The sequence below is a fragment of the Rhodococcus sp. 21391 genome (assembly GCF_016772255.1).
In the GTDB taxonomy this organism is placed as follows: domain Bacteria; phylum Actinomycetota; class Actinomycetes; order Mycobacteriales; family Mycobacteriaceae; genus Rhodococcus_F; species Rhodococcus_F opacus.
The window spans coordinates 3,112,948-3,138,684 of record NZ_CP063781.1 but is presented as its reverse complement, the minus strand read 5'-3'; the positions used below and the strand labels follow the sequence as shown (position 1 = coordinate 3,138,684).

Sequence of the window (25,737 nt, the reverse complement as noted above, 5' to 3'; positions counted from 1 at the left end):
CGCGGCTCTCTCACCGACGTGACCGGCTAGGCCACCGGCCGAGCACCGACGGCCTTACGACGCTGCCGCACTCGCTTGTGGGTGTAGTCGGCGAGGAGCACTGCCGGAATGGCCAGGACCGCGACGACGAACCCTTCTGTGGGCGGCACCGTGTGCCCCAGAAGGTCCGCGACGGGAGTGACGAGCAGGAAGAACACCAGTGCGCCGAGCTCGGCGAGGACCGCCCACAGCAGCAGTCGATTGGTCGTCCACCCCATCGCCCACGGCGGTCGGCTGGTGCTCCGGCACGCGAACGCGGTCCCGATCTGTCCCAGCACCACTGCCGTGAACGCGGCCCCCGATGCGGCCAGTAATGCAGGGCCGGTGGGGAACTCGCCGCCCGGCCGCCACCCTGCCACCATGAGGGCAACGAGAAACGCCGTCATTTCCACCAATGCCTCGGTGGGACCGAGAACACCGAAGACCCTGGTGAACAACGACGTGTCCACCAGATGCCGGCGTTCCGGTGGCCGTTCGAGGACCCCCTTACTGGGCGCCTCGCCGCCTAATGCAAGGGCGGGTAGGAGGTCGGTTCCGATGTCGATGCACAGGATCTGCAGCACGCTCAATGCCAGCCGGGAACAGGCCACCGGACAACCCCCACAAGGCGAATGGCGTCAACTCCGCCACGTTGTCGGTCAGATGGTAGGTGAGGAACCGGCGGATGTTGGCGTATGTGGCACGTCCCTGTCCGACTGCGGTCATGATGGTGGCGAAATCATCGTCGAGTAGCACGAGATCCGCGGCTTCGCGGGCGACGTCGGTTCCGCCCCGGCCCATCGCCACCCCGATGTCGGCCTGACGTAATGCCGGACCGTCGTTGACTCCGTCCCCGGTCATCGCCACGATGTGTCCACGGGCCTGCAGAGCCTTGGCGACGCGAAGTTTCTGTTCCGGAGACACCCGGCTGACGACTATCCCGTCGCGATCGAGGAGGGCGCCGAGGATCTGATCGTCCGCGGGCAGGTCCGCGCCCTGGACAACCATGTCGTCGGGGCCGAGCAGGCCGATCAAGCGGGCGATGGCGTGCGCCGTCGACGGATGATCGCCGGTCAGCATCGCGACTCGGATGCCGGCGCTGCGCGCCGCCGCAAGTGCCCGGGGCACGGTCGTGCGCGGCGGATCTTCCAAACCGAGCAACCCCAGCAACTCCAGATCGCGCTCGATGAGGTCGGGCGAGGCGTCGGGGCCGGGGTCGTCGAGTTCACGGCGGGCCACCGCAAGCACCCGTAGGCCTCGGGAGGCCATGTCCTCGACCGCGGAGTGGGCCTGGACGAGCAACGCCCTTCCGGCGGCGCAGCGGGGAAGCACAGCGTCGGGCGCTCCTTTGAGGAACAGCTGCCCGCGCACGATCACCGATTCACGCCGTCGTCGCGGGTCGAAACCGAAACGTCTGACCACCTCCTCTGCCGGCACCGGTGAATCCGGCGATAAGAGACGCGCCGCGAAGGCCGCGATCGCCGCCTCCATCGGATCACCGACCGGGTGCCACTCGCCGTCCTTGTGGACGACCGGTCCTTTCGAGGCCGCGACTCCGGCCCTCACGGCTTCCGCGGCTCGAGCGATGGCCGACGGCGCGCCCGCCACCGAACCTGTCGGTTCGTATCCCTCGCCGTGGACCGACACGGACCCGTCCGCAGTCCACACTTCGACGACGTTCATCTGGTTCTGGGTGAGAGTCCTGCCTTGTCGGTGCAGATGAAGGTGGTGGCGCCGAGTGTCTCGACGGCCTCGAGGTTCCGGACGAGTGCGTCACTGCGTGCCATGCGCTGGGCCCCCATCGCGAGGGACAGCGTCACGGTCGGGAGCAGGCCCTCCGGCACCAGCGCGACCGTGATGCCCACGGCGAAGAGGAAGGCATTCGTCCAGGAGATGCCCACGAGCAACGACACCGCGAAGAAGACGGCACCGACACCGACGGAGACGAACGCGAGCGTGCGTACGATTCGCTGGATCTCCTTGTCGAGTTGGCCGGGCGGACGACGGACCGAGGTGGTCAGCGCGGCGATCCCGGCGAGACGGGTACGGGCCCCGGTCGCCTTCACGACGCCCTCGGCCTCGCCCTCGACCACGAACGTGCCCGCGAGGACTGGGGTGCCCGTCGCCCGGAACACCGGCTCGCTCTCACCCGTGAGTGTCGACTCGTCGAACGAGCACCGCTCGGACACGACCAGGGTGAGATCCGCCGGGACCCGGTCCCCGCCACCGAGCGCGACCACGTCACCGACCACGAGATCGCGGGTGTGCACGGGGCTCAGTTCACCGTCGCGTCGCACGACGATCGAGGTCGGGAGCAGTTCCCCGAGCTGTCGGCGGCTTTTTCGGCCCGCTCCTGCTGAGCGAAGGCGAACAGTCCGTTGACGACGATCACCACGACGATGGCGATGCCGAGTTCGGGCATTCCCGCTACGAGGGCGAGAACGGCCGCGAACCACAACAACAGCGCGAAGAAATGTGTCAACTGGGCGAACAGCCTTCGCCACCAGGGCACTCGGCTCGGTGCGGGGAGCTGATTCGGGCCGTCCCGGCGCAGGCGCGCGGCCGCTTCGGAACTACTCAGGCCACTGCGGGTGGCCGTCTGTGCTGTGCGGTCGCCGTCCACGCCGCCTCCTCGGCTCGGTTGGTCGTGGTCTCCCGAAACTGCTCCGTGGTGCGAAGGGTCAGGCGCCTGCCCAGGCAAACTGCTTGCCGATCGCCCCCATGGCAGCAGGACCCGGATTACGCGGATCATAGAGTCCCCACCGTCGTCGCCGCTGCCGTGATGGCGCCGTAGGGGAGAAGGTCCTCACCTTGGCGGGCTGCTCGAGGAGTGAGGGCGGGGACGCGGACCGGCGGAGCGTAGTGCCGTCATGTGTCGGTGGTGAACCGTCCGTTGGTCTGTTCCGGGGCGAGGTGATGATCTGCTGCCCGCCACGTTCAGTCGAGTCCGCCGCCGCTGCCGGGGGTCGTCGGGTGGTGGCGGAGGGGAAGTCCGAGCGCGGTCCGGTCGCACACCCGCACGAGGTCGGTGGCCGTGACGATACCCGTCAGGCGCTGCCCACCGTCGACGACTGCGATCAGATCCAGACCCGGTCGGAGCAGTACCGCCGTGGCCACGTCCGCCAGCAGGGCATCACTCGTCACGATGTCGGCGTCGGGCAGGGGCCGGGCGAGTGATCCGATGGTTGTCCGGCTTCGCGCCGCCGGGGCTGTCCGGGCCAGGTCACTCAGGGTGATCACTCCGATGGGGTGCATGTTCGGGTCGACGACCGGGAAGAGCCGGTGGTGGGACGACGATGCCGCGGTGGCGAGGAATCCTTCGACGGTGTCGCCCGCGGCCGCGGCGAGGGGAGTGGGTGTCATCGCGTCGGCTACGTGAAGGTCCCCGAGTCGGTGCCGTGCCGATGCGGTCATCAGTTCCACATTCGCCGCCGTGCGGAGAAACCACCCGAGCAGCATCAACCACAGCCCGCCCACGCTTCCGAGCAGTATTGCCTGTGCTCCGCCGAGCAGGATCAGCGCCAGTCCGAGGGTCCGTCCGCTCCGGGCCGCGGACGTGGTGGCAGCCAGTCGGTCGCCGCTGCGACGCCACAGGACGGCACGGAGCACCCGGCCGCCGTCCAAGGGTGCGCCGGGCAGCAGATTGAATATCGCGAGGATCAGGTTCGCCGTCCCGAGCCAGATGAGGCCAGCGGTCACGAGCGGACCGGTGAACTGTTCGACCGAAAAGGCCACGACGAGGGACGCCACACCGATGAGCAGGCTGGTGATCGGTCCGGCGAGGGCGATGTGGAGATCTGCCTGCGGATCGGGTGGTTCGTCGCGCAACTCGGACATCCCGCCGAGCAACCACAGGGTCACCCGGTCGACGGAGACGCCGTGGCGGCGTGCGACCACGGAGTGAGCGAATTCGTGTGCGACGAGAGTCAGGATGAACAGTGCCGCGGTCACCGTGCCGATGATCCAGTAATGCGACGTGGGCCGCCCGGCGAGCTGCATGGGCAATATCGACAGCGACAGCAGCGAAGCCAGCAGCGCCAGTGTCGCGATGAGCGACCAGTGCACCGAGATCCGGATGCCGGCTATCCGGCCGACGGGAATCGCTCCGCGCAACATCGGGGGACCTCCTGCTGGAAGCCGTGGTCGCCGGACGCGACCCGAACCGTTCCATTCCACCCCGGACCGGATCGGCACGGCAGGGCCATTGGTCACGTTCGCCGGGACTGCAACCGGCGCGCGGTCGATTCGGTCTCCGCACCGAGTTCGGTCAGCCGTAGGTCGCCCGAACGTGACTTCAGCGTGTCGTGTGGTGCAGAAGGGACATCGGCCCGTCTAGCTGATTCCCGACAGAAGACGTCGCGGAATCTGGGCCGCACATCTCACGGTGGTGCGTGGTGACGTTGTTTCGCAAGAAACGGGTTCAGCTCATCGAGTGGGTAGGCATTGATGATTTCGGTGGGGGAGGCCCAGCCTCGTTGTGCTGTCGCCACGCCGAACCGCATGTTGTCCAGGTGCGGGACCGCATGGGCGTCGGTGGAGACCGCGAATCGCACGCGGAAGTGGCGCGCTCGCCGAACCAGATCGCCGCTGAGATCGAGGCGGTCGGGTGACGCATTGATCTCCAACGCCGTGCCGGTGCGGGCTGCCGCGCAGAATATCGCGTCCAGGTCGATATCGATGGGTGCCCGGGTCCCGATGAGGCGGGCGGTGGGATGGCCGATCACATTGACGCACGGATGTTCGATGGCGCGCAGTACTCGGGCGGTCATCTCGTCGCGCGACTGGCGGAACTGGGAATGCACCGAGGCCACGACAATGTCGAATGTGGACAGAAACTCGTCGTCCCAGTCGAGGGACCCGTCGGGCTGAATGTTCAGTTCGGTGCCGTGCAGCAGCTGGATCCCCGTGCGGCGTTCCAGTTCCCGGATCCGTTGCCGCTGCGCCAAGGCCTTCGCGGTGGTCATGCGCTGCATGTAGAGCAGCGGTGCGTGGTCGGTGATTGCGTAGTATTCGTACCCGCGGGCCTTTGCCGCCGCCACCATATCCTCGAGCGTGGCCACCCCATCGGTCAGATCGGTGTGGGTGTGCAGGTCGCCACGAATGTCTTTCAGCTCCAACACTTCCGGCAGTCTTTGGTTGCAGGCGGCCTCCACCTCGCCGGCGCCTTCCCGTAGAGTCGGCGGAATCCACGGCATCCCCAGCTCGGCATAGACCACTTCTTCGGTCTCGGCCGCGACGAGCCTTCCGGTTTCGATGTCGAACAACCCGTACTCGGACAGCTTCATCCCACGCCGTCCGGCCAGCTCACGGACCTGGATGTTGTGCGCCTTGGAACCGGTGAAGTACATCAGTGCGGCACCCCATACCGAGGGATCGACGACGCGGACGTCGACCTGCATCCCGGTCGTGGTGATCACCGATGTTCTGGTCGGGCCGTGAACGAGCACCCGGGCGACCAGCGGCAGTCCGACGACAGCTGTCATGATCGGCTCCGAGTCCTGCGCGGCTACCAGTAGATCGATATCCCCGACGGTGTCTCGCATCCGCCGCAGCGATCCGGCGTACGCGGCGCGGCGCACCTGCGGTATCCGCGAAATGCTGTCCAGCAGCTGCGTTGCGAGTCCCAGCGCGAACGCCAGCTGTACCCGGCCGCCCGCCGAATGTGCGGCGCGCAGAGATTCGGCGAGGTTCTCCTCACTCTTGGCACCCCAGCCGCGAAGCTCACGCAAAACGTGGCCGTGCAGGGCCTGCAGCAGCCCCTCGATAGAGGTGATGCCAAGTTCTTCGTAGACTTGATGCGCCCGCTTCGGACCCAGCCCAGGAACTGTGAGCAGTGTGCGCAGCCCTTCCGGCACCCGGGATCGCAGGTCCACCAATTCCGTGACCGAGCCGGTGTCGAGAAATTCGCGGACCTTGCGGGCGATGTGACTGCCCACGTTCGGAATCTTCTCGAGCGCCTTCGCATCCATCCCCGCGATCTCGGCCGGATGCCCAGCGACTGTGCGCGCGGCCTTCTCGTAGGCCCGAACCTTGAACGGTGCTCTGCCGGAGATCGCGAGTAGCTCGGAGTACTCCTGCAGCATTCCCGCGACTGCGTCGTTGGATCGCGGCATCTGCGCACCTCCCTTGCCCTCCATGCCCACCATCGGCCAGGTGGATGCTGGCTTCAAGTGACTTATGGCCTCGATCCGGACGCCGTACGGCCCCTGTATCGCACACGCGTCCGCGCGAGACTGAGGCAATGAGCGAGCCCCGTCCCGGGGGCCGCCGCGACCGGGTGACCGATCTCGGACAGCGGCAGTTCAGCCCGGCCGCAGCAGCAGTGCTGAGCGAGCGGTACCTTCGCCGCGACGAGCACGGCAGGACCGTGGAGTCACCCGAAGAGATGTTCGATCGAGTCGCGACCTTCGTTGCGGGCGTCGAAGATGATTTCCAACCCGGGTCCTCCACGCAGTGGGCGCCGCAGTTCTCCTCTCTGCTGCGTAGCCTCGAATTCCTGCCGAATTCACCCACACTGATGAACGCCGGCACCAGGCTCGGCGTTCTCTCGGGTTGTTTCGTGCTCCCCCTCGAGGATTCGCTGCCCTCGATTTTCCGAACGCTCGGACAGACCGCCCTCTTGCATCAGGCTGGCGCCGGTACGGGCTACACCTTCGGCCATTTACGTCCCGCGGGCGACCTTGTCGCGAGCACCGGCGGCACAGCCAGCGGCCCGTTGTCGTTCCTCCGCCTGTTCGACACCGCGGCGGACGTCATTCAGCAGGGTGGCCGTAGACGGGGCGCATCCATCGCGGTACTGGACGTCTCCCATCCCGATGTCTTCGACTTCGCCGCCGCCAAGGAGGCGACCACCGGCGATCTGCGTCACTTCAATCTCTCGGTCGCCGTCACCGACGCCTTCCTGCGAGCAGTCACGCACAACCGGACGCACCGGTTGGTCAATCCGCGCACGGAGCGAACTGTCGCGGAGGTGCCGGCCGCCGACCTCTTCGACACGATCTGCACAGCGGCCCACCGCAGCGGCGATCCCGGCTTGCTGTTCCTCGACACGGTCAACCGTGCCAATCCGCTGCGAGAGCGCATCGAAGCGACCAACCCGTGCGGGGAGGTCCCATTGCTGCCGTATGAATCGTGCAACCTCGGTTCGGTGAATCTCGCCCTGCTTACCCGGGACGGTGAGGTCGACTGGGACCGGTTGGCTGAAGTCGTGCGGTTGGCGGTGCGGTTCCTCGACGATGTCATCGACGTCAGCCGCTATCCGTTCCCCGAACTCGCCGACGCAGCGCAGGCAACCCGCAAGATCGGGCTCGGCGTGATGGGCCTCGCGGATCTGCTCGCCGACCTCGGCATTCCCTACGACAGCGAACCGGGTGTACGCCTCGCGGGGCGGATCGCGCAACACATCCAGCACATCGCGCATGCTGAGTCGGCGGCCCTTGCCGTCACGCGCGGACGGTATCCGCGGGCCGCCGACAGCAGGTTTGCCAGTACCCGCCACCTACGCAACGCGCAGGTCACCTCGGTCGCTCCGACCGGCACCCTTTCACTGATCGCCGGAACGTCCTCCGGAATCGAGCCGTTGTTCGCCCTCGCCTACGAGCGCAGAGTTCTCGGTCGTCGCGTTCTGGAGATCAACCGGGGTTTCGAGCGCCTCGCCCGTGAACGCGGCTGCTACAGCGATGAACTGATTGCCGACATCGCACACAGGGGAGGCGTGCGCGGCAATCGCCACGTTCCGGAGGACCTGCGGGCCGCCTTCCCCACGGCGCTCGAGATCGCACCTGAATGGCACTTGCGGGTGCAGGCGGCGGTTCAGCGCCACGTGGACGCCGCCGTGTCGAAAACGGTGAACCTGCCCGAGTCTGCCACGGCCACTGACATCCGCGACCTCTACTTGACCGCATGGCGGTATTCGCTGAAGGGCATCACCGTCTACCGCTACGGCAGCAAAGAGGACCAGGCCCTGTCATTCGCCACGCACGAACCAGGGCTCTCGCGGACGGACATCGGCTCCACCGGAGGTTGCGCCGGCTGTGCCTGCGAGTTCTGAACAGTGCCCTCCAGAAACACAGTGCCTCCAGAAACCGGACACTATGAGACGGACGATCCCACCGGATTGAGGCCGAGCGGCGGATCTGCCACTCGCGCACCTCCGAGGCGTGGTCAGAGGGCGAAGGGGTAGGTCTCGGGCCGCTCGCCCTCGACCCACAGACTCGTGTACTCGAGGGGTTCGAGAGCGTGGGTGGTGTCGATGTGGATCACCGCATCGAACTGGTCGGACAGCCTGGTGTGGAAGTAGTGACTCTGTCTCTCGGTCTCGGGCAGGTAGATCACGCCGATCGCCCGTTCCAGGCGTGCGGCCCGCAGGGTGTCGGCGACCGACCCGTCCTGAGTCCGGATGAGGAATGACGACTTGCCGACCTCGTGGAACAGTTCCTCGACGCTGCTGGGCAAGGCGGCGCGGACCACCTTGCGTGCGGCGAGCCCACCCCACTCGCCGGCGGCGGTGACAGTCCCCGAGTAGGTGCTGAAGCCGATCAGGCGGCAGGCGTCGCGGTAGCGTTCGCGGACCAGCTGTCCGACCGTGAGCTCGCCCTGGGTGCCGACCTCGGTGGCACGGGCATCGCCGACGTGCGAGTTGTGGGCCCACACCACGACGCGGGCGGGGCCCTTCGATCCTCGGTCGAGGTGCGCGATCAGCGCGTCGAGGGTGTCGGCCATGTGACGGTCACGGAGGTTCCACGACGCGACCCGGCCCCGGAACATGGTGCGGTAGTACTCCTCGGCATCGTGCACGCTCCAGGCGTTGCGTTCGGCGTAGAACTGGTCGTCCTCCGCTGTCGCACCGTCGCCACGTAGATAGTCGACCGCGTGGCGTTGAAGGTCCATCAACTGCTCGACCACCTCGGTCTCGCAGGATTCGCCGGCACCGAATGCCGCGGCGTAACCGTAGGCCTGACCGTCCTCCCCGGAGACGTGGTCGAAGCAGGAATACCGCGCCCGAGCGCGGCGTGCCGCCTCCGGATCGACACGATCGAGGTACTCGACGACCTCATGCATGGACCGGTGCAGGCTGTAGAGGTCGAGTCCGTAAAACCCCGCCTCACGGTCCCGACCCGGCGCACAGCCGTCGTTGTGTTCGCGTAGCCAGGCCACGAAATCGCGGACCTCGGTGTTGCGCCACATCCAGGCGGGGAACCGTTCGAATCCGCGTAGTGATTCCTCCGCCGATGTGTCCGGGCCCTGTCCGCGCACGTACCGGTTGACCCGGTAGGCATCGGGCCAGTCGGCTTCTGCGGCGACGGCGGTGAATCCCTTGTCTTCGATCAGGATTCGGGTCATCTCGGCACGGGCGGCGTAGAACTCCCGAGTGCCGTGGGAACTCTCCCCGATCAGGACTACACGTGCATCACCGACGAGGTCGAGCAGGTCGGCGCGAGAGGGGACACCATTCGGTGCATCCCTGCATGCGAGCCGAACGATGCCTGCTGCGGATGTGAATTCGAGTATCCGGGCATCTCGGGTTCCTTGTCGGCGAGTCGAGGTGGCCAGGAGTCTGCGTACTTCCTCGTCCGTCACCTGACTGAAGTTCCAGAACGAGACACCGACCGCCCGGAAGGGGAAGGGCATGGTTGCGCATACGACGTCGTCGACCATCGCTCCCAATGTGCGGCACGTCGATTCCGGCGCGGCGGGCACCGCGACGACGATCTGAGCCGGCTCTTGCTGCCGCAGCGATTCGATTGCGGCAAACATGCTGGCCCCGGTGGCCAGACCGTCGTCGACGAGTATCACGATCTTGCCCGTGACATCGAGCGGTGGCCGATTGCCGCGATATGCCGCTTCTCGCCGCACCAGCTCACGACCCTCCCGGTCCACGACCTCGCGCAGCTGCTGCGGGGTGATGGCGAGATCGCGCAGCAGATCGTCGTTGAGAACGACCGCCCCACCGCTCGCGATCGCCCCACCGCTCGCGAGCGCACCCATGGCGAACTCGTCGTGGCCGGGCACCCCGAGCTTGCGGACGACGAAGGTGTCGAGCGGCGCATCGAGCGCGGCCGCGACCTCCCAGGCGACGGGGACCCCTCCGCGGGCGAGGCCGAGCACGACGACGCGAGGGTTCGACCGGTACGCCTCGAGGAGCTCACCCAGTACCCGCCCTGCTTCGCGGCGGTCCTGGAACACGTGTTCGGGCCTACCTTCAGGAGTTTCCGTGGAACTGCTCATCGGGTCCTCACTCCTCAATACTTCGTCTGAGTCTTGAACATGGGTGACTCTTCGATCGTGGCTTTCACGGCTTCGGCGGCGACAGGGCCGAAGGGCACCAGCGGTAGCACGGGATCACCGAGCCGGGCGCCCGGCGAACTACACTAGTCACCGGCGTCGTGGGGCCCGCCGATCATCCCAACTCCGGAAGACTTGTTCACCAGCCACAAGTGCTGCACTCCTCGAATCATGGCGGCTTCGCCGGTCGTTTTCGCCCCTGGCGCGCGGAGCCCTCGCGTAGTCGCGGTGGGAGTCGACCAGACGGGGGACTGTCAGGAAATCGGTTGAACTCGATCGGGCCGACACGCCGAGCTAGCTTGGCGAGAAGGGAAAGGCGATGACCGAAACACTCGATCCCATGGATCAGCTGAAGATGGACCATCAGCAGTTGGCTCAGCAACTGCTCGCGCAGGCAAGAGCCGGGGGCGTCGAGTTGGTTGGCCCGAACGGGCTTCTCAACCAGCTCACAGCGAACGTTCTGGAACCCGCGCTCGACGCCGAAATGGATGAACACCTCGGATACGAGAAACACCATGTCAAGGGGAGAAATGCAGGGAAACGGGCGACGAGCGAAAACGGTGCTCAAGGAGATCGGCCCGGTCGAGATCGGAGCTGACCGAATGGTCCGTCCGCCCCTGGGCCCGGCGTATCCGGTGCCAAGTTCTGGATTGCCGTCCTGACGGAAATCCTTGGGCCGCGGCGTCGCCGACGTGTGCATCGCCGTCTGCGACGGGCTCAAGGGGCTGCCCGAAGCGATCACGACCGAGTGGCCACTGACGGTGGTTCAGACCTGCCTGATTCATCTGCTGCGCAACGCCTTCCGGTATGCGTCCCGTCAGTACTGGGACGAGATGTCACGCGACCTGCGGCCGATCTCTCCCCCGAGCACTGCGTGCAGGGAGGTGCCCCCACCGCAGTCAACGAACCAGCGGCCAAGGAACAGTTCACCGAGTTCGCCAGCAAATGGGGACCGAGATATCCGGCGATCGTCCGACTGTGGGACAACGCGTGGAGCGAGAACGCGGCCGTTCCTCGACTACGACCCCGAGATCCGCCGGGTCATCTGTTCGACGGATGTAATCGTCAAGTCTCCACTCGTTCAGCAGGACCGTTCATTACATCCATTGCGCGGTCGGTTCAGAGCAGCTGTGTGGGCGGCCCCAGGTCCGTGGTCAGGGCTGGCCGCAGGCCACCGCGCAGCGGTGTGCCTTGACCTCGGAGTCAGCCACCCTATGATCCGTTGGATCGACCCCGGAAGGCTGCGGGCGCGTTGTGATTCGGCCGCCGCGGCTGCCATCCTGCGATAAGTGCTTCGTGGGCGCGTTCGGCAACCTCGATCACTTCTCGCTCGTGCCGGCGCAACTGTTTGTCGTTGTAGTCGTAGCCGGGACCCCGGCGGGCGTGCGCGCGGAGCGCCGGCGGTGAGGGCAAGCTTGCGCTCGACAACCCGACCACCGCATCGACTCCGGGGATGGTCATCAAGTGGCGCACCACCGGATCGGCGAGCGCCTCGATCGCCAACTCGCGGTCTGCGGTGGCGAGTTCGCTGCCGAGAAAGTCCAGCTGCCGTAACAGCGCTCCGATTGCGTGATGCTCGTCCTCGGGCAACTCCTGACGGAACAGCCACCGGCGCCCGGCGGCGCCGAACAGATCGCTGACCGGTGGGCGCGGCGTCAGATTGCGGTGCAAAATCGCCTGCAGGCCCGGCGGATGGTCGATGATCGCGTTCGCCGATCGGTGGCCGTCGCGCAGGCCTCGCATACCGGGCGGAGTTTGCGGTCGCGGATCTGCCGGGTCAGCGTGGGATACGACAACCGGTACCCGAGCTCTTCGAGCTCGTCGCACAGGGTGCGAGCCCACAGGTGCGGATCCTCGGCCAGCCGGCAGGTGACGTACTCGACGAACGGCCCGAACGGGCCCTCACGTGCGGGTTTGCGGACACCGGGCGTGGTGACGCCGTTGATGTAGTTGCGGATGGTGCGACGGTTGCGTCCGGTGTGTCGGGCGATCGCCGAGATCGTCCAACCCTGCTTGTGCAGTGCGTGTACTTCCACGTCTTCCGCCCCTGTCAACATGAGATGCGGGTCTCCTTCGCGGGCGCTGGTGCGTGGTCAGAGACCACCAGCATCGAAGGAGACCCGCCCTCATCGGCGAAGACACACGGGTGAGCACTTTCGGTAAGCAGAACTGAGAATTTTCAGCGAGCGCCATCAAGCTCAGAATTTCGGGATGCGAGGTGCGCGTGCACCCAGCTTTGAGCACTCAGAAAGTGTCCGAGACACGCGAAGTATCTCGGTTCTCAGGTGCAGTCTCGGCAGATCCGCTGCTCGCTGTCGGCGAGGCGGCTGCGGTGGTGGACCAGGAAGCAAGTGGTGCAGGTGAATTCGTCCATCTGCCTGGGGATGACGCGGACGGTGAGTTCTTCGCCGGACAGGTCGGCGCCGGGCAGTTCGAAGGACTCTGCGGTGTCGGTGTCCTCGACGTCCACCGCGGGGGACTGGGTGTCCTTCCGGCTGGCGGTCAGCTGTTCGAGGGACGTGTCCGTCGACTCGTCGGATTCGGTGACTCGTGGTGCGTCGTAGTCGGTGGCCATGACTGTTCTACCTTCACGCTCTGGGTGTTCGGATCCGCCAGGTTAAAGGGTCCGGCGGCTTGCCACACTCACGGGGTCGGGCCGGGAGGCGGGTGCGTCGGGTGAGGCGGGCGCGTTCGTTCTCGGACAACCCACCCCAGATGCCATAAGCCTCGGTGGCGGTGAGGGCATGGGCGCGGCAGTCGGCGAGCACGGGGCAGTTGTGACAGACCTGTTTGGCGGCGTGCTCACGCTGGGCGCGGACGTTGCCGCGTTCACCGTCGGGGGAGAAGAACATTTCGGTGTCGGAGCCGCGGCAGGAGGCGCGGTGTTGCCAGTCCCGGTCGCGGGGGTGGTGGAAATGATGAGGCACAGCGGAATGGTCGCTTTCGGAGTGGAGCAGTGAGCCGATCCGTCGGCAAGGGCGGCGCGGCGCGTGGGTGTGGCCGGCGGGCCTGGGCTTGTTGCCGAGGGTGTGTGCAGGGCAGGCCGATGTGGCGGCGTGGGTGGGATGGACCTCCTTGGAAGCAACCGGGTCGGACCGGGCGCGTACTGTCGTGCAGTCTGAAAGTGTTGTGCGACATGACCCCTCGACACATCGCGGTTTCACTCCTGATGCCCGAGAGTCAGCAGTCGGGTAGCGGCAGCGACAGGCCGGGTTCCGGGACTGTAAACGGTGCGGCACCACGTCCACAGGGCGTGTCGGTGCGTTGATGCCTGGGCTCGACATCGGTGGGACCGGGACGAACCCGGAGGATCCACCCTTGCAGCCTCTCGAGAGGTGGTAAAGGGTGTGCTAACGATGGTAGCGACCCGGCGCTCGATGCTGAAGGGAATCGCTCGAAAGTAACTGGCATCACATCCGCAGTCTCGTCGCGAGCATCGAGGCGACCGGCTCGGTCGGCAGTTCGGCGCTTCTCCGACGTTGTCCGAGACGGCCACGATGCGGGCGGTGCCCGGGTCGCCGGACGGCAGAGCCTGGACGGTACCTCCCCTGCGGCCTTCCTGTAGTGGGGTATCGCGACGAGGGTGCCACCATCGCTGATGGACGCACCGACCCGGTCTCGACCCGGGCGATGGGGGGAGGGTGAGCGCCGACGTCCCGACAGGGTTCCTGGACAGGGGAGTGGCGGCCCCGTCGCCCAGGGGAGGTCCGGCGTGCGAGTGCAGTCGGTCGACGCGGGTGGCGGAGAACGTAACACTATTGCGTGTGAATCAGATCACATGTGTGCGTGGTTGCTGACAACACCTACGCGGCCGCTCACGGCGGCGCCCCCAAGAAACAGCGACGAAGGCAGACTTCTCATGGCAACACCCACGAACCCGACGATCTCCGTGTCCACGCCCCGCACGCTGCGGCGGCCCAGCACGATGAGCACCGCCGAAATCAAAGCGAGAATCGAAGCCATGTATGCCGAGGACCGCCTACCTGGCACTCGCACTGCTCGCTGACACACCGCTGGTGGGGCACGGAACTGAAACACCACCTCTACACCTCGACACCTCGATGGGACAGCCAGGATGAAATCGGCAGCGACGACGCTCGCCTTTTGCTCATGGTGATCGAACGTGCCCAGAACCTGGTCGCCGTCTCCAACTACGACAGTGGTCGCCTGCGCTATCTCAACCCCGCTGGGAGGCACCTGATGGGGTTGGCCGACGAGGCCGCGGTCGGGGCGCGCAGGGCGCCGGAGTTCTTCACCGATGTCGGGGTGGTGCAGGCCCCGGAGATGGAAGCGGCCCTGCTCGAGCGGGGCCTGTGGGAGGGGAGGTCGGAGTTCCGGCATTTTCTGACCGGGGAACCGATCCCGGTGACCGTGTCGATCTTCGTGGTCGAGCACACCGACGACCATCGCCCGGCGGTGATCGCCTGCATCGCCCAGGACCTGCGGGCGGCGCAGGAGCACGAACAACGCCTGCACACGGCGATGGAGGCGGCGGCGTACCGGGCCCGCGAACAACAAGCTCTTGCCGAGCTGAGTCGGCTCGCCGTGGACGGTGACCTCGACGACGTACTCGCGGGCGCGGCGGACGCGGCGGCTGCGTTGATGGGTGTAACTGCGCCGCGGTGGCCCGGGCCGGCGACCCGGGCGGCGTATTGCGGGTGCTCGCCTACCGGGGGCAACCACCCGCCCCGCAGACCTTCGCCGCCGGCGCCGATTCCCAACTGGGATATGCGGCCGCGGTCAACGAGACATCGTCTGCTCCGACCGGTACGGAGAGAACCGATTTTCCACCGCCACCATTAAGACCGGCGGATTGCGGTCCGGGGTGTGCGTTCCCATCGGCCGCGCCGGGTCGGTGTGGGGTGTGTTGACCGCGTTGAGTGCTCGCCCCCGGGAGTATTCCGATCGGGAGGTGATGTTCCTCGGCCATGCGGTGGGCGATGACGCCCTGATCCAGTGGGCCGAACGGCTGGAGTCGGTGGTGCGTCCCGCTGACACCGTGGCCGGTTCGGGCGGGCGCGGTCTTCGGTTCACCGCCAGCGTCGGCATCGCACTCGCCGGTCCGGACGGAACCCGAGAGTCGCTGATCCGGCGCGCGGACGCGGCGATGTATCAGGCCAAGGCCGCCGGGAGCGGGTACGCCGTGGCCCCCTGACCTGAATCCCGTTGCCTCTGAGACGATTCTGCGCTGACATCGGGGTGCTGAAGGAGAGTCTTGTCGTCAGCGTGGCGGCCCGCCGTGGGAACGAGGTACCCGCACCTTGCCGTCCGCCCGGTCGGTGCGGTCCGGCGGACGATCGGGCTTGCCGATGCTGTGAATGGATATGGTCGATGTCGTTCTGCGGCGCGAAGGTCCCGGACTGAACGGCGAAGACCGCCCCGAACCGACCATTGATGTCCGTCCGAGGGCGGTTTAACCTGGAGGTGCGGGCCGTATCCCGTCGGGTCGAGATTAGGCAGTCCGGGATACGACTCGCCGCGGGCTTTTCGAGGAAACCGTCGGCTCAGGGAGCGGTTCCGTTCGAGTGCCCGACCGGCTGGACCGGTGCCCGACCGCGGTCGTGACTCGGTCGGGGTTCTGCGGGTTGGCCACCCAGCCCGGCGGGGATGCCGTAGACCAGCATCAGAGGGCCCTCGGCCTGCTCGATCACCGCCCGTGATTGCGCGTCAGCTGACCGGTGTCGTCGTGCAGGCGGTCCAGGACTCGGGCGGCGTTCGGGTGCTCGTCGGGATGCTTGTGGGCCAGCAGCAGTTCGGTGGTCGGGTCACCTTGCCGTTTGGTGGCCGTGAACCCGCGGCCACGTCCCATAAGTGCCGTTGCAGTACTAGTTGCGTCCCGTTCTGCCTAGGGGGGTCGAGTGTGCGGATCGTTCGTCCGGTGGTTGCTCTGGGGTGATGTCCTCACGTGGTGTAGCGCAGCAGAGAGACGCCGATCGGGAAACCGCGGGCCTCCACCAGCTCCAGCGTCGGCAACGCGTACCCGTTGGGGAACAGCCGTCGTCCCCGACCCTGGACAGCGGGGTACACGAACAGCCGGTACTCGTCGACTAGGCCAGAGACGATCAGGGCGTGGGTCAGCGTGATGCTGCCGGTGACCACGATGTCGCGGCCCTCCTTCCCCTTCAGGTCCCGTACCTGGGTGATCCAGTCGCCCGTGAGCACGGTCGAGTTCCGCCATTGGGGGTCGGCCATGGTCGAGGAGACGACGTACTTGTGGATCTGGTTCAGCTCGTCGGTGATCCCCGTCGGGTCGTCGGTCTGTTGGGGCCAGTAGCCGCGGAAGTCCTCGAACGTCTGCCGACCCAACAGCATCGCATCCGCGCGCTCGGACTGCCGCCGGGTCGCCTCGCGCAGTTGCGGATCCTGGTCCGCGGGATCGAACCAGTCGCCGAGCATCTCGATGGAGCCGTCGAGGGTGATGTTCTGGGTGATCGCGAGTGTCCTCATATCAAGTACTGACCCCGCTTCGGCCGGAAAATCATCGCCAGCAGTAAACAGCCCCACCCGTGCCGTTGCGATCCAAGCACTGACGGCCCTCGACTTCATCGCGGTGCTAGGGGCTTGTCTGGGCTTCAGGTCGACCGGCATTCTGTAATCGGGTCACCATCTGGATCTGGTGAACTGGCCCTTGGACGGTTCTTCCACCCGTGCCCCGGGCGATATCTGTCTGCGCGAAAGGCTCCCGGGCGGTGGATGGTTACTGACTCAGCCCCTGAGTCTGAAGGAGGTCGGTGAGGACAAACACGTGTCAACCCCGACCGCTGCCCCGGCCAGTAGCAGTATCCACCACATCAGGTTTATTTCGGAGAGCGCTGCGTCCGACGCCGTCGAATTCGGATTCGGATTCGGATTCTAGAGCTAGCCACGAAGGGCGAGACAGCGGTCTACGCGTCCGCACTCGACCACGTGATTGCTCCCGTTCGGCGAGATCGGTCGGTGGCAGATTCTCGATCCCGGACTCGCATCGGAGAAGGCAGTCCGCTTCCGACAAGAACCTCCAAGCCCACTGCACCAGCCTAGAAAGCAACTCTGGGAAGAATTCGTTGGTGTCCGGGGCGTGGGGGATGCCATGGTGCTCGGTGAGGAGGTTTTCACGCCGTTGAGCGGGCGGGTTTGCGCTTCGAGCAGATGGCGTAGATCGTATTCAGCAACGGCTACCAGGAAGCGGCCTCTCGAGAAATATCAGGAGTTGGCCGATTTCCCGAACGGCTGAAACGAACACCGGATTTCCTGGCCCACAATCGGATGGCTGTCTGGTTCAGGCCTCGTTCCGGAAACACGCAGATACGCGTTCCGCCCTGAGAGATGCGGCTCGATATCGCTGATCCGGATCGGAGCGACTCGGCCTGATGGATACCGCCGGACCTGAAGTGCAATTCTAAAGCCTGTCGTCGCTGCGGCCAACCAATGTTGTTAATTGACAAGGTAAGCCGCGCTCGTTCTGCCTGAAGCTTGGGGCGTCGTGAGTGTGGAGCTCCAAGGGGATCGTGACTTCCTGCCCAGATCGGCGATGAGCTGGGGACGGTGAATTGTCAATTCGGGTGAGCTTCCTGATTACCGGGAGAAGCCGCCTGCCGTTACTGTGTGCGTTCGACGGTTGCCCGGCGAAGAAGGAGACACATGGCGGTATCACCGAGGGGTTCAGAAGGTTCGGCGAGGAAGACAACAAGTGAGATTCGTAAGTGGGCGATCGGGGAGGGGCGCGAGGTGTCATCCCGGGGCCGGATCTCGGCCGAGCTCGAGCAAGCCTTCCATGACGCTCAGGCGAAGAAGGCTCAGACAAAAACGCCGCCGGTAAAGAAGACGGCCGTGAAGAAGCGGGTCGCGGCGAAGGCGCCGGTCACGAGGACGGCCGTGAACAAGGCTCCGGCGAAGAAGTCGTCCAGGGAGATTCGTGAGTGGGCTATCGGGGCGGGTCACGAGGTGTCTTCTCGCGGCCGGATTCCGGCCGAGCTCGAGCAAGCCTTCCATGACGCTCAGGCGAAGAAGGTTCAGACGAAATCGGCGCCGGTAAAGAAGGCGGCCGCGAAGAAGACAGTTGCGACGAAGGCGGCTGCGGAGAAAACGGTCGTGAAGAAGCGGGTCGCGGCGAAGGCGCCGGTCACGAGGACGGCCGTGAACAAGGCTCCGGCGAAGAAGTCGTCCAGGGAGATTCGTGAGTGGGCTATCGGGGCGGGTCACGAGGTGTCTTCTCGCGGCCGGATTCCGGCCGAGCTCGAGCAAGCCTTCCATGACGCTCAGGCGAAGAAGGTTCAAGCGAAAACGGCGCCGGCGAAAAAGGCCGCTGTGAAGAAGATCGTCGCGAAGAACGCTCCGGCGCGGAAGACAGCCGTGAAGAAGCCAGCCGCGGCGAAGGCGCCGGTCACGAGGACGGCCGTGAACAAGGCTCCGGCGAAGAAGTCGTCCAGGGAGATTCGTGAGTGGGCTATCGGGGCGGGTCACGATGTGTCTTCTCGCGGCCGGATTCCGGCCGAGCTCGAGCAAGCCTTCCATGACGCTCAGGCGAAGAAGGTTCAAGCGAAAACGGCGCCGGCGAAAAAGGCCGCTGTGAAGAAGATCGTCGCGAAGAACGCTCCGGCGCGGAAGACAACCGTGAAGAAGGCAGCCGTGACGAAGGTCCCTGCGAAGACGACGACACCCGGGAAGACACCCGCGAGGAGGGTGGCCGCGAAGACGACGGCTGCGGAGAAGACAGCGGTGAAGATGGCTTCGGCGAAGAAGTCGTCCAGGGAGATTCGTGAGTGGGCGATCGGGGAGGGGCGCGAAGTGTCCCCTCGTGGCCGGATTTCGGCCGAAATCGAGCAGGCCTTCCTCGACGCTCAGGCGCAGATGCCGGTCGCGGTCGGCTGAAACGGTGGTGTCCACCATTAGGGCCTGATTCATCGGCGCCTGTTCGTCGCGGTTGATGTGGGCACCGCGCTCGGCCGAGCAGACCGCGACTATGGCACCTGCGTCGCGTGTGTGGCAAGGCACGGGCCGCGTGCACCGATCGAATTGTCTCCGATGGCTCACCTTCAGCAGACGGCCCACCCCACCCGGTTGCCGGGTGGGGTGGGTGTGGTGGTCGGCGGGTCGGCTGGCGTGGTTGTGTTGGAAGCGACCGAGACGGTGTCGTATTACCGTGATGTACGCGTCGACGCTGGTGGGTGTGGCGGCGATGAGTTGCCCGTGCTCGGTGATCCGGACCGTCGCGATGATCGGGTGGGTGGCGGTGTCGATGACGCTGACCGCGGTGGTGGGCGTGCTGTGGGCGACGTAAGCGGTGTGTTCGTCGGGTGCGATTACGTCAATACCGCCTGCGTCAGCCCAACGGGAATGGTTGCGGTGACAATAACCTGTTGGCGGATCACGGCGACCACTGCTACTTTTCCGGAGGCCGTGCCAGAGAACGAGGAGGTGGTACCCGTGAACGCAGTATCGACATGGGTGCTCCCCTCTGGGGTCACGGCCGGGCGATAGGTCGTCCGGGAGCGCCGTTCAAGAGCACTCTCGAAAGGTACGACAATGCAATTCACCTCCGAACAGCGCCTCGACGACGGCGTCCTCGAACGCGAATTCACTCTCGGCGAGATCCCCGGCATCCTGTGGACGCCCAAATCTGCATCCGCACCGGCACCGCTGATCCTGGTCGGCCACCCCGGCGGACTGCACATGATGTACCCCCGGTTGGCGGCCCGAGCCCGGCACGCCGCGGCGGAGGGCTTCGCCGCGGCCACCATCGAGCTCCCTGGGAGCGGTGCCCGCCCCCGTTCCGCCGCCGCCGAGCAGGCCCGCGCCGACCTGCGCCGGGCGCTGGATGCCGGCGAGCCGGTCGACGACGAGATCGTCGACCGGCTCCTCCTCCCGCTGGTCAAAAAGGCGGTCCCGGAATGGCGGGCCGCCCTGGACGCCCTCCTTTCGCTGCCCGAGATCGAGGGCCCGGTCGGGTACTCGGGAGGGGTGATCGCCATCGGCATCCGCCTGGCGGTGGTCGAACCGCGCATCTCGGCCGCCCTTCTGTTCGCCGGGAGTTTCGTGCCCCGCACCATGTTCGAGGAGGCCCGGCAGGTCACCATTCCGCTGCAGGTCCTGCTGCAGTGGGACGACGAAGGTAACGACCGGCAACTGGCCCTGGACCTGTTCGACGCATTCGGCTCCAAGGAGAAGACGCTGCACGCCAATATGGGCGGGCACACCGGCGTCCCGCAGTTCGAGGGGGACGACGGGAACCGGTTCTTCGCTCGGCACCTGAAGTGAGGCCGGTCCGTCAGGCCGGCAGCAGACGATAGGAGCTGTCGGCCAGCAGAAGCACAACCCCCCGAATGCGTCGGTGCCGGCCATCGGCCGGTCGGGGCGGCGCGGGACCACCAGCGGCCAATCAGCTGGGCCTACGCCGTGATCTGCTCAGCGCCAATGGCTGTTACCCGTTCACGGCTCGGGTGCATAGTCCGGGCTGTGAACGAAACCCGTCCGGTCGGTCAGCGAAGGGGCGACCGACACCGGTGATGGAGGATCGGCCGAGCGGCCCGACCGCGCACTCGAACCGCGGCAGTACCTCCGCGGCGGTACCTCCGCGGTCGTTCACAAATCCGACATCGCCACACGGTGTCTCTCCGGCAGGCCGCTGAGCGATCCGCTTGCGGAACCACCGGTCCGGGGCGGGCTGTCGGCCAGAGTGTCTCGCTGGTGGTCAATTCTGCGGGACGCCACGGGCGTGATCACTCCAGCGCAGATATTCCGGGTCCTTCGAGGTCATCGAGCGCCGACTTGCGCCCTGATATTGCCATGAGCAGTGACAGTGCCGGGCCGCGGACTTCTGGGCCATCTCCGATCGACACGTCTGCGTCGGTGGCACGCAACTGGACCGAGGCAATGAGTTGCTTCGCTCCGCCCAGGGATACCGGGGTGCGCGCCTGATACTGCAACGACCTGATGACCGCCTCCGACGGATATGTACGGGTGATGCCCAGCGGCCGTCGGATGTCTTCGCCGTGGACGACCTCTTCGACCAGCCTGCTGTCGAGCGGGGCCGGCGGCGTCGATGTACGTGTTGCTACCTGCTCGAGCCGGGCGAGCGTTTGGCGGGGCGTGGCGCCGCGTTCGCGTTCGACGCCCTGGGCGTTCTGGCGATCGAAGTTGAAGCGCGCCCGGGCCATGTTGCGCACGATGCCGAGGCGGGTGGTCTTCGCGTTGTTGATCAAGTGTGCGGCGACGTCGTGCACGGTCCAGTCACCACAGAGTGAGGGGTGGGCCCACTGGTCGTCGGTGAGGTCGGTGAGGTCATCGATCAGCGCCGCACGCTCCGCGTGCACGATCGGCCAGACATCATTCATGAAACCAGTGTGACAAATGCTGCCCGTCACCGATTGCATTGGGCCCGACGCCGTCCCGCCCCAACGCCGAGGACGATTGAGGCCGTCGTGCCGCAAGCAGGATCGTCGTGCGGAACGCCGAGCGGAGCACCGGATGACGATTCACTTGCGGAACCAACCATCGCCCGGCTACAAACGGCCGAATTTTCCCCGCTGGTGGCTCCTCAATCGAATCCAACCTCCAGGAACTCGGCGATATGATCGGTCCGTGCTCAATCGTCTGATGGAGTCATGACACAGCGTCTACTGACGGTGCCGATTGTGTTCAAGTCCGATGCGCTGCCCTACACCGCGCCGTTCCATCTGGGAGGCCAGATCGGGGTCCATCTGTCCTGGACGCCCACGCTGGGACGGTGGTGGCGCAATCTTGCGGAGTGATGGCACCTCACCCGCGTGTTGCCGATCTGACATGTGCGGGATGAACCCCCTCCGGACCTCCCCGTCAGGATCCGCTTTCGACGGAAGGACTTGTGATGATCGGTGACCGATGGGGCGTGACCGATGACGAGGTTGCCCGTCGTTACCCGTGCGACGAGCTGATCCCAGTTCCCGTGCTGCAGGCTTGGCGAGGCGTCACCGTGCACAGCACGCCCGACGGCCTGTGGCCGTGGGTCGCGCAGATCCGACTGGCGCCGTACTCCTACGACTGGATCGACAATCTCGGGCGCCGATCGCCACGGCAGCTGCGCGCATTGCCGGAACCCACAGCTGGTCAGCACTTCACGGCCTCGGGGAATCGTCCCCTCGGGCGCATCCTCTCCGTCTCCACGGCGGAACAGCTCACCGGCGGGATCATGGGTGCGGTGATGTCGTACGTGCTCGTTCCGAACGGCGACTCGACGCGCCTGCTGCTGAAGATCGTCATGGCGAAGGGCCGCTGGCTCGCGCCACTGATCTCCGTCGGCGACCTCGTCATGGCCCGCCGTCAACTGCTCAATCTCAAGCGGCTGGCCGAGCAACCCACGGCCCCGTCGGCCTGACGTGGAACTGAAGCACTGTCATCGTCCGGGATCCGCTATCGGTGACGGATCGCTGCCTGAGCATCTGTTGCCCGTTCTGACCAGAGCCAACGTTCGCCATGCTGTTTCGTCGGGTACACGACCCACACCGATCAAACCGCACTCGAGGAGAACGACATGACCGCAACCTACACCTTCGACGTCTTTTCCAGCCTCGACGGCGACGGCGGGATCAGCGGCGGCGACTGGGGCGGCTACTGGGGCAAGCTAGGCCCCGATCCGACGTGCGTGATCCGTGGGTCACCTGGATGAGGAGCCTGCCGGCAACGGTGGTGTCGACTACCCTGCGTGGACCTCTCGACTGGCCGGACGCGACCGTCGTGAGTGGTGACGCCGTCGACATCGTCGCCAGGCGCGAGCAGGAGTCCGAGGTGCCGTTGCGCTCGCACGGCAGCCTGTCGATGAACCGGGCGCTGATGGCCGCCGGCCCGGTCGACCGCCTGCAGGTGACGCTCTTTCCTGTGATCACCGGTCAGGCCGGTGATGACCCGATCTTCCAGGGTGCGGCCGGTGAATGAAGCACGACCGCTCGACTGGCGAGCTGATCGGTGGATCGTCGTGTCCCTGGATGGGTAGGGTGTGCCGGTGATTGTCGCTGTCGAAGGGCCCAGTGCCGCCGGGAAAACCACGTGGTGCCGCGCGGTGCCGGGACAGTTCGTCGCCGAATACATCCCGACAGGGCAGGAACCGGACGGATCCGATCCGGCGGAGCAGGCGGCCTGCTGGCCGCAGGTCAACGCCAGCGGTGGAGACGGGCGCTGACCTTGGAGGACGCCGGCGGTGTGGCGGTGTGTGACAGTGACCCGCTGAAACTGCATTACAGCTGGTGCCTGGCCGCAGTGGGTGCGGCACCGGTCACGCGGTTCGAGCACGAACTCGCCGCAGTCCGGCAGATGTTCACGGAGCGTCGTCTCGGATTCGCCGACGTGGTGCTGTTGTCGATCCCCGACCCGCAGCAACTGGCGACCCAACGCAATGGTGACTACACCCGCCGGCGCGGTCATTTCGACTTGCATGCCCGACTCTCCGAACCACTGGCCGAATGGTACGCAGTCCTGGACCGACTCGACCCGGGGCGCGTAGTCGACGGCTTCCCGTCTGAGCTCGGCGTAGCGATGCTGGCACCACCGCGCCCAGACCGCCACGACACGGAGCTGTTGGAAGTATTGGTCGACGAGCTGCCCACTCTGTGATGCATCAACACCTTCGCTGACTCTCTGAATCGTTCGCCGATCCGCGAGCGGGTGAGTTCATCAGTGGACTCGCAGAGCGGCTGCTGCCGTTGATCGTGCAAACGCCGGCCGCCCGGTGCGCATGTCCTGCTCCTTCTCCAGGAGCCATGCGTGCGTTTCATGGTGGAGGCATACCCGGCTGCTAAGACACTGTCCGCCAAGGGTATTGACGCAAACGATAACACGTGTTGTCGCACTCCAGTTGCGTGCATGAACGCTATTAGGTTGGTAGTGAATGTATTTCACGTGCCGGCTGCACCATCGGGTGTGCGGAGGTTTCGCACCTGTCAAGATCGGTGATCATTGTGCTTACCGTGCGACTATCGGCGCGTGGTGGCGAACAGGTGAGCGAACTGACACCGCCGCTGGGCGACTCGCCCAGGTGTGGGAGATCGATCCGCTATCGTCGACGGATGAGCGATGACGCGACTCCGTCCGGTCCAACCCGCGCTCCGACGAGCACCCGGCGGGCGGTGCTCAACACGATGAAGGGCTCGGCAGGAAACCTCGTCGAGTGGTACGACGTGTACATTTACACGGTCTTTGCCACGTATTTCGAGGCGCAATTCTTCGACGAGAACGACGAAAACTCCACGCTGTACATCTATGGAATCTTCGCGGTCACTTTCGTCATGCGACCGGTGGGGTCCTGGTTCTTCGGCCGGTTCGCCGACCGTCGTGGCCGCAAGGCTGCCCTGATGCTCAGTATCACCATCATGTCGTCGTGCTCCTTCGTGGTGGCGGTCATGCCGACACGCGAAGTCATCGGGTATTGGGCGGCGGTGGTTTTGGTCCTCGCTCGGCTTGTTCAGGGATTCGCAACGGGTGGGGAGTACGGCACCTCGGCGACGTACATGTCCGAAGCGGCGACCGCGAATCGGCGCGGCTTCTTGTCGTCCTTCCAGTACGTGACCCTCGTGGGTGGTCACGTCCTCGCGCAGTTCACGCTCCTGATCGCGCTCAGCGTTCTCGATGTCGAGGCGTTGAACGATTGGGGATGGCGGATCGGCTTCTTCATCGGCGGCATCGCCGCCCTGGTCGTGCTGTGGATTCGGCGTTCGATGGACGAGTCGCTCAGCGAGTCGCATCTGAAGGCCATCCGTGCGGGTGAGGACCGGACGGCGGGGTCATTGACGGCGTTGTTCACCGAACACTGGCGTCCGCTGCTGCTGGTGTTCCTCATTACCGCGGGTGGCACGGTCGCGTTCTACACCTACAGTGTCAACGCGCCGGCGATTGTGAAGTCCACCTTCGGGGCCGACCAGGCGCTGACGGCGACGTGGATCAACCTGCTGGGGCTGATCTTTCTGTTGCTGCTGCAGCCGGTCGGCGGCCTCCTCAGCGACCGCGTCGGGCGCAAGCCGCTGTTGATCTTCTTCGGTGTGGGTGGTGTCCTCTACACCTATGTCCTGCTCACCTTTTTGCCGCAGACCACTTCGCCGCTCTTGGCGTTCGCGCTGGTTGCGGTCGGCTACGTCATCCTCACCGGGTACACCTCGATCAACGCGATCGTGAAGGCGGAACTGTTCCCCGCCGACATCCGTGCCCTGGGTGTGGGACTGGGCTATGCGCTGGCGAACTCCGTCTTCGGCGGTACGGCGCCGGTACTTTTCCAGGCGTCCACATCGGCCGGGCATGTCGGCTGGTTCATCTCCTACGTGACGGTCGTGATCGGGGTCAGCTTGCTGGTCTACATCTTCGGGCTGAAGAACAAGGCGGTCACGGTGCTCGATCGCGAGCAGGGTAGCGCCTGGGGCGTGCGGGTGTCTTCGGAGCTCCGCTGAGTTGATGCCCGCGGTCCGGGGTACCGGGGATCGGTGCCGGCACCGATCC

18 protein-coding genes and 5 pseudogenes are annotated in these 25,737 nt (G+C 65.8%); 12 read left to right on the top strand and 11 right to left on the bottom strand.

Going from position 1 to position 25,737, the window contains the following annotated elements; translation table 11 throughout:
* Positions 1 to 26 precede the first annotated feature (26 nt).
* The 3 genes and pseudogenes from GO592_RS14680 to polX form a co-directional block, all read right to left on the bottom strand.
* Positions 27 to 2,641: pseudogene (locus GO592_RS14680) on the bottom strand (cation-translocating P-type ATPase).
* A 314-nt stretch (positions 2,642 to 2,955) separates the two neighbouring features.
* Positions 2,956 to 4,134 (bottom strand): site-2 protease family protein, encoded by a 1,179-nt coding sequence (locus GO592_RS14675; protein ID WP_172650627.1) that lies wholly within the window; start codon positions 4,132 to 4,134, stop codon positions 2,956 to 2,958.
* A gap of 263 nt (positions 4,135 to 4,397) precedes the next feature.
* Complete coding sequence (gene polX / locus GO592_RS14670; RefSeq protein WP_237737226.1) at positions 4,398 to 6,131, bottom strand: DNA polymerase/3'-5' exonuclease PolX; 1,734 nt, start codon at positions 6,129 to 6,131, stop codon at positions 4,398 to 4,400.
* 128 nt (positions 6,132 to 6,259) lie between these two features.
* Between polX and GO592_RS14665 the strand changes: the two genes are divergently transcribed.
* Complete coding sequence (locus GO592_RS14665) at positions 6,260 to 8,068, top strand: adenosylcobalamin-dependent ribonucleoside-diphosphate reductase (protein ID WP_202715190.1); 1,809 nt, start codon at positions 6,260 to 6,262, stop codon at positions 8,066 to 8,068.
* A 113-nt stretch (positions 8,069 to 8,181) separates the two neighbouring features.
* Here the strand turns inward: GO592_RS14665 and GO592_RS14660 are convergent, their stop codons facing one another.
* Positions 8,182 to 10,245 (bottom strand): erythromycin esterase family protein, encoded by a 2,064-nt coding sequence (locus GO592_RS14660; protein ID WP_202715189.1) that lies wholly within the window; start codon positions 10,243 to 10,245, stop codon positions 8,182 to 8,184.
* Positions 10,246 to 10,621: 376 nt separating this feature from the next.
* Here GO592_RS14660 and GO592_RS46530 point away from each other — a divergent pair.
* Positions 10,622 to 11,591, top strand: a pseudogene (locus GO592_RS46530) (transposase).
* 346 nt (positions 11,592 to 11,937) lie between these two features.
* On the opposite strand, the pseudogene GO592_RS14645 reads toward GO592_RS46530, so the two are convergent.
* The 4 genes and pseudogenes from GO592_RS14645 to GO592_RS14630 form a co-directional block, all read right to left on the bottom strand.
* A pseudogene (locus tag GO592_RS14645) lies at positions 11,938 to 12,359 on the bottom strand (helix-turn-helix domain-containing protein); the annotation flags it as partial.
* A gap of 224 nt (positions 12,360 to 12,583) precedes the next feature.
* Positions 12,584 to 12,877: a DUF4193 domain-containing protein gene (locus GO592_RS14640; protein ID WP_172650630.1), complete on the bottom strand. Its 294-nt coding sequence runs from the start codon at positions 12,875 to 12,877 to the stop codon at positions 12,584 to 12,586.
* Positions 12,878 to 12,890: 13 nt separating this feature from the next.
* The gene (locus tag GO592_RS14635; protein WP_172650631.1) at positions 12,891 to 13,229 is read right to left on the bottom strand and encodes a WhiB family transcriptional regulator; all 339 of its coding nucleotides are present in this window, start codon (positions 13,227 to 13,229) and stop codon (positions 12,891 to 12,893) included.
* 847 nt (positions 13,230 to 14,076) lie between these two features.
* Positions 14,077 to 14,265 carry a hypothetical protein gene (locus tag GO592_RS14630; protein ID WP_172650632.1) on the bottom strand — a complete coding sequence of 63 codons (189 nt, stop codon included), beginning with the start codon at positions 14,263 to 14,265 and terminating at the stop codon, positions 14,077 to 14,079.
* A gap of 147 nt (positions 14,266 to 14,412) precedes the next feature.
* On the opposite strand from GO592_RS14630, the pseudogene GO592_RS14625 reads away from it, so the two are divergent.
* A pseudogene (locus tag GO592_RS14625) lies at positions 14,413 to 15,457 on the top strand (GAF domain-containing protein).
* 492 nt (positions 15,458 to 15,949) lie between these two features.
* On the opposite strand, the gene GO592_RS14620 reads toward GO592_RS14625, so the two are convergent.
* Entirely contained in the window at positions 15,950 to 16,111 is a 162-nt protein-coding gene (locus GO592_RS14620; protein ID WP_257226351.1) for a hypothetical protein, read from the bottom strand.
* 92 nt (positions 16,112 to 16,203) lie between these two features.
* Positions 16,204 to 16,749 (bottom strand): dihydrofolate reductase family protein, encoded by a 546-nt coding sequence (locus tag GO592_RS14615; RefSeq protein ID WP_172650634.1) that lies wholly within the window; start codon positions 16,747 to 16,749, stop codon positions 16,204 to 16,206.
* A 1,173-nt stretch (positions 16,750 to 17,922) separates the two neighbouring features.
* Between GO592_RS14615 and GO592_RS14610 the strand changes: the two genes are divergently transcribed.
* From GO592_RS14610 to GO592_RS14605, 3 genes are all read left to right on the top strand, one after another.
* Entirely contained in the window at positions 17,923 to 19,152 is a 1,230-nt protein-coding gene (locus tag GO592_RS14610) for an Lsr2 family DNA-binding protein (protein WP_237737239.1), read from the top strand.
* Between the two features lie 274 nt (positions 19,153 to 19,426).
* A complete protein-coding gene (locus tag GO592_RS45855) occupies positions 19,427 to 19,561 on the top strand; it encodes a hypothetical protein (protein ID WP_257226352.1) in 135 nt (44 codons plus the stop codon).
* Positions 19,562 to 19,806: 245 nt separating this feature from the next.
* The gene (locus GO592_RS14605; protein WP_007295946.1) at positions 19,807 to 20,538 is read left to right on the top strand and encodes a hypothetical protein; all 732 of its coding nucleotides are present in this window, start codon (positions 19,807 to 19,809) and stop codon (positions 20,536 to 20,538) included.
* Positions 20,539 to 20,999: 461 nt separating this feature from the next.
* On the opposite strand, the gene GO592_RS14600 is transcribed toward GO592_RS14605, so the two are convergent.
* Positions 21,000 to 21,614, bottom strand: coding sequence for a maleylpyruvate isomerase family mycothiol-dependent enzyme (locus tag GO592_RS14600; protein ID WP_007295945.1), 615 nt, complete (start codon positions 21,612 to 21,614; stop codon positions 21,000 to 21,002).
* 270 nt (positions 21,615 to 21,884) lie between these two features.
* Here GO592_RS14600 and GO592_RS14595 point away from each other — a divergent pair, with 270 nt between their 5' ends.
* From GO592_RS14595 to GO592_RS14575, 6 genes and pseudogenes are all read left to right on the top strand, one after another.
* Positions 21,885 to 22,031 (top strand): hypothetical protein, encoded by a 147-nt coding sequence (locus GO592_RS14595; protein ID WP_157234187.1) that lies wholly within the window; start codon positions 21,885 to 21,887, stop codon positions 22,029 to 22,031.
* 95 nt (positions 22,032 to 22,126) lie between these two features.
* Positions 22,127 to 22,633 carry a hypothetical protein gene (locus tag GO592_RS14590; protein WP_007295944.1) on the top strand — a complete coding sequence of 169 codons (507 nt, stop codon included), beginning with the start codon at positions 22,127 to 22,129 and terminating at the stop codon, positions 22,631 to 22,633.
* Between the two features lie 156 nt (positions 22,634 to 22,789).
* Positions 22,790 to 23,181 (top strand): annotated as a pseudogene (locus tag GO592_RS14585) (dihydrofolate reductase family protein); the annotation flags it as partial.
* A 76-nt stretch (positions 23,182 to 23,257) separates the two neighbouring features.
* Complete coding sequence (locus GO592_RS44425; RefSeq protein ID WP_237720353.1) at positions 23,258 to 23,434, top strand: (d)CMP kinase; 177 nt, start codon at positions 23,258 to 23,260, stop codon at positions 23,432 to 23,434.
* A 26-nt stretch (positions 23,435 to 23,460) separates the two neighbouring features.
* A complete protein-coding gene (locus GO592_RS14580) occupies positions 23,461 to 23,865 on the top strand; it encodes a hypothetical protein (RefSeq protein WP_237720352.1) in 405 nt (134 codons plus the stop codon).
* Between the two features lie 452 nt (positions 23,866 to 24,317).
* On the top strand, positions 24,318 to 25,688 hold the full coding sequence (locus GO592_RS14575) for an MFS transporter (RefSeq protein WP_039950505.1): 1,371 nt from the start codon (positions 24,318 to 24,320) through the stop codon (positions 25,686 to 25,688).
* Positions 25,689 to 25,737: the final 49 nt, after the last annotated feature.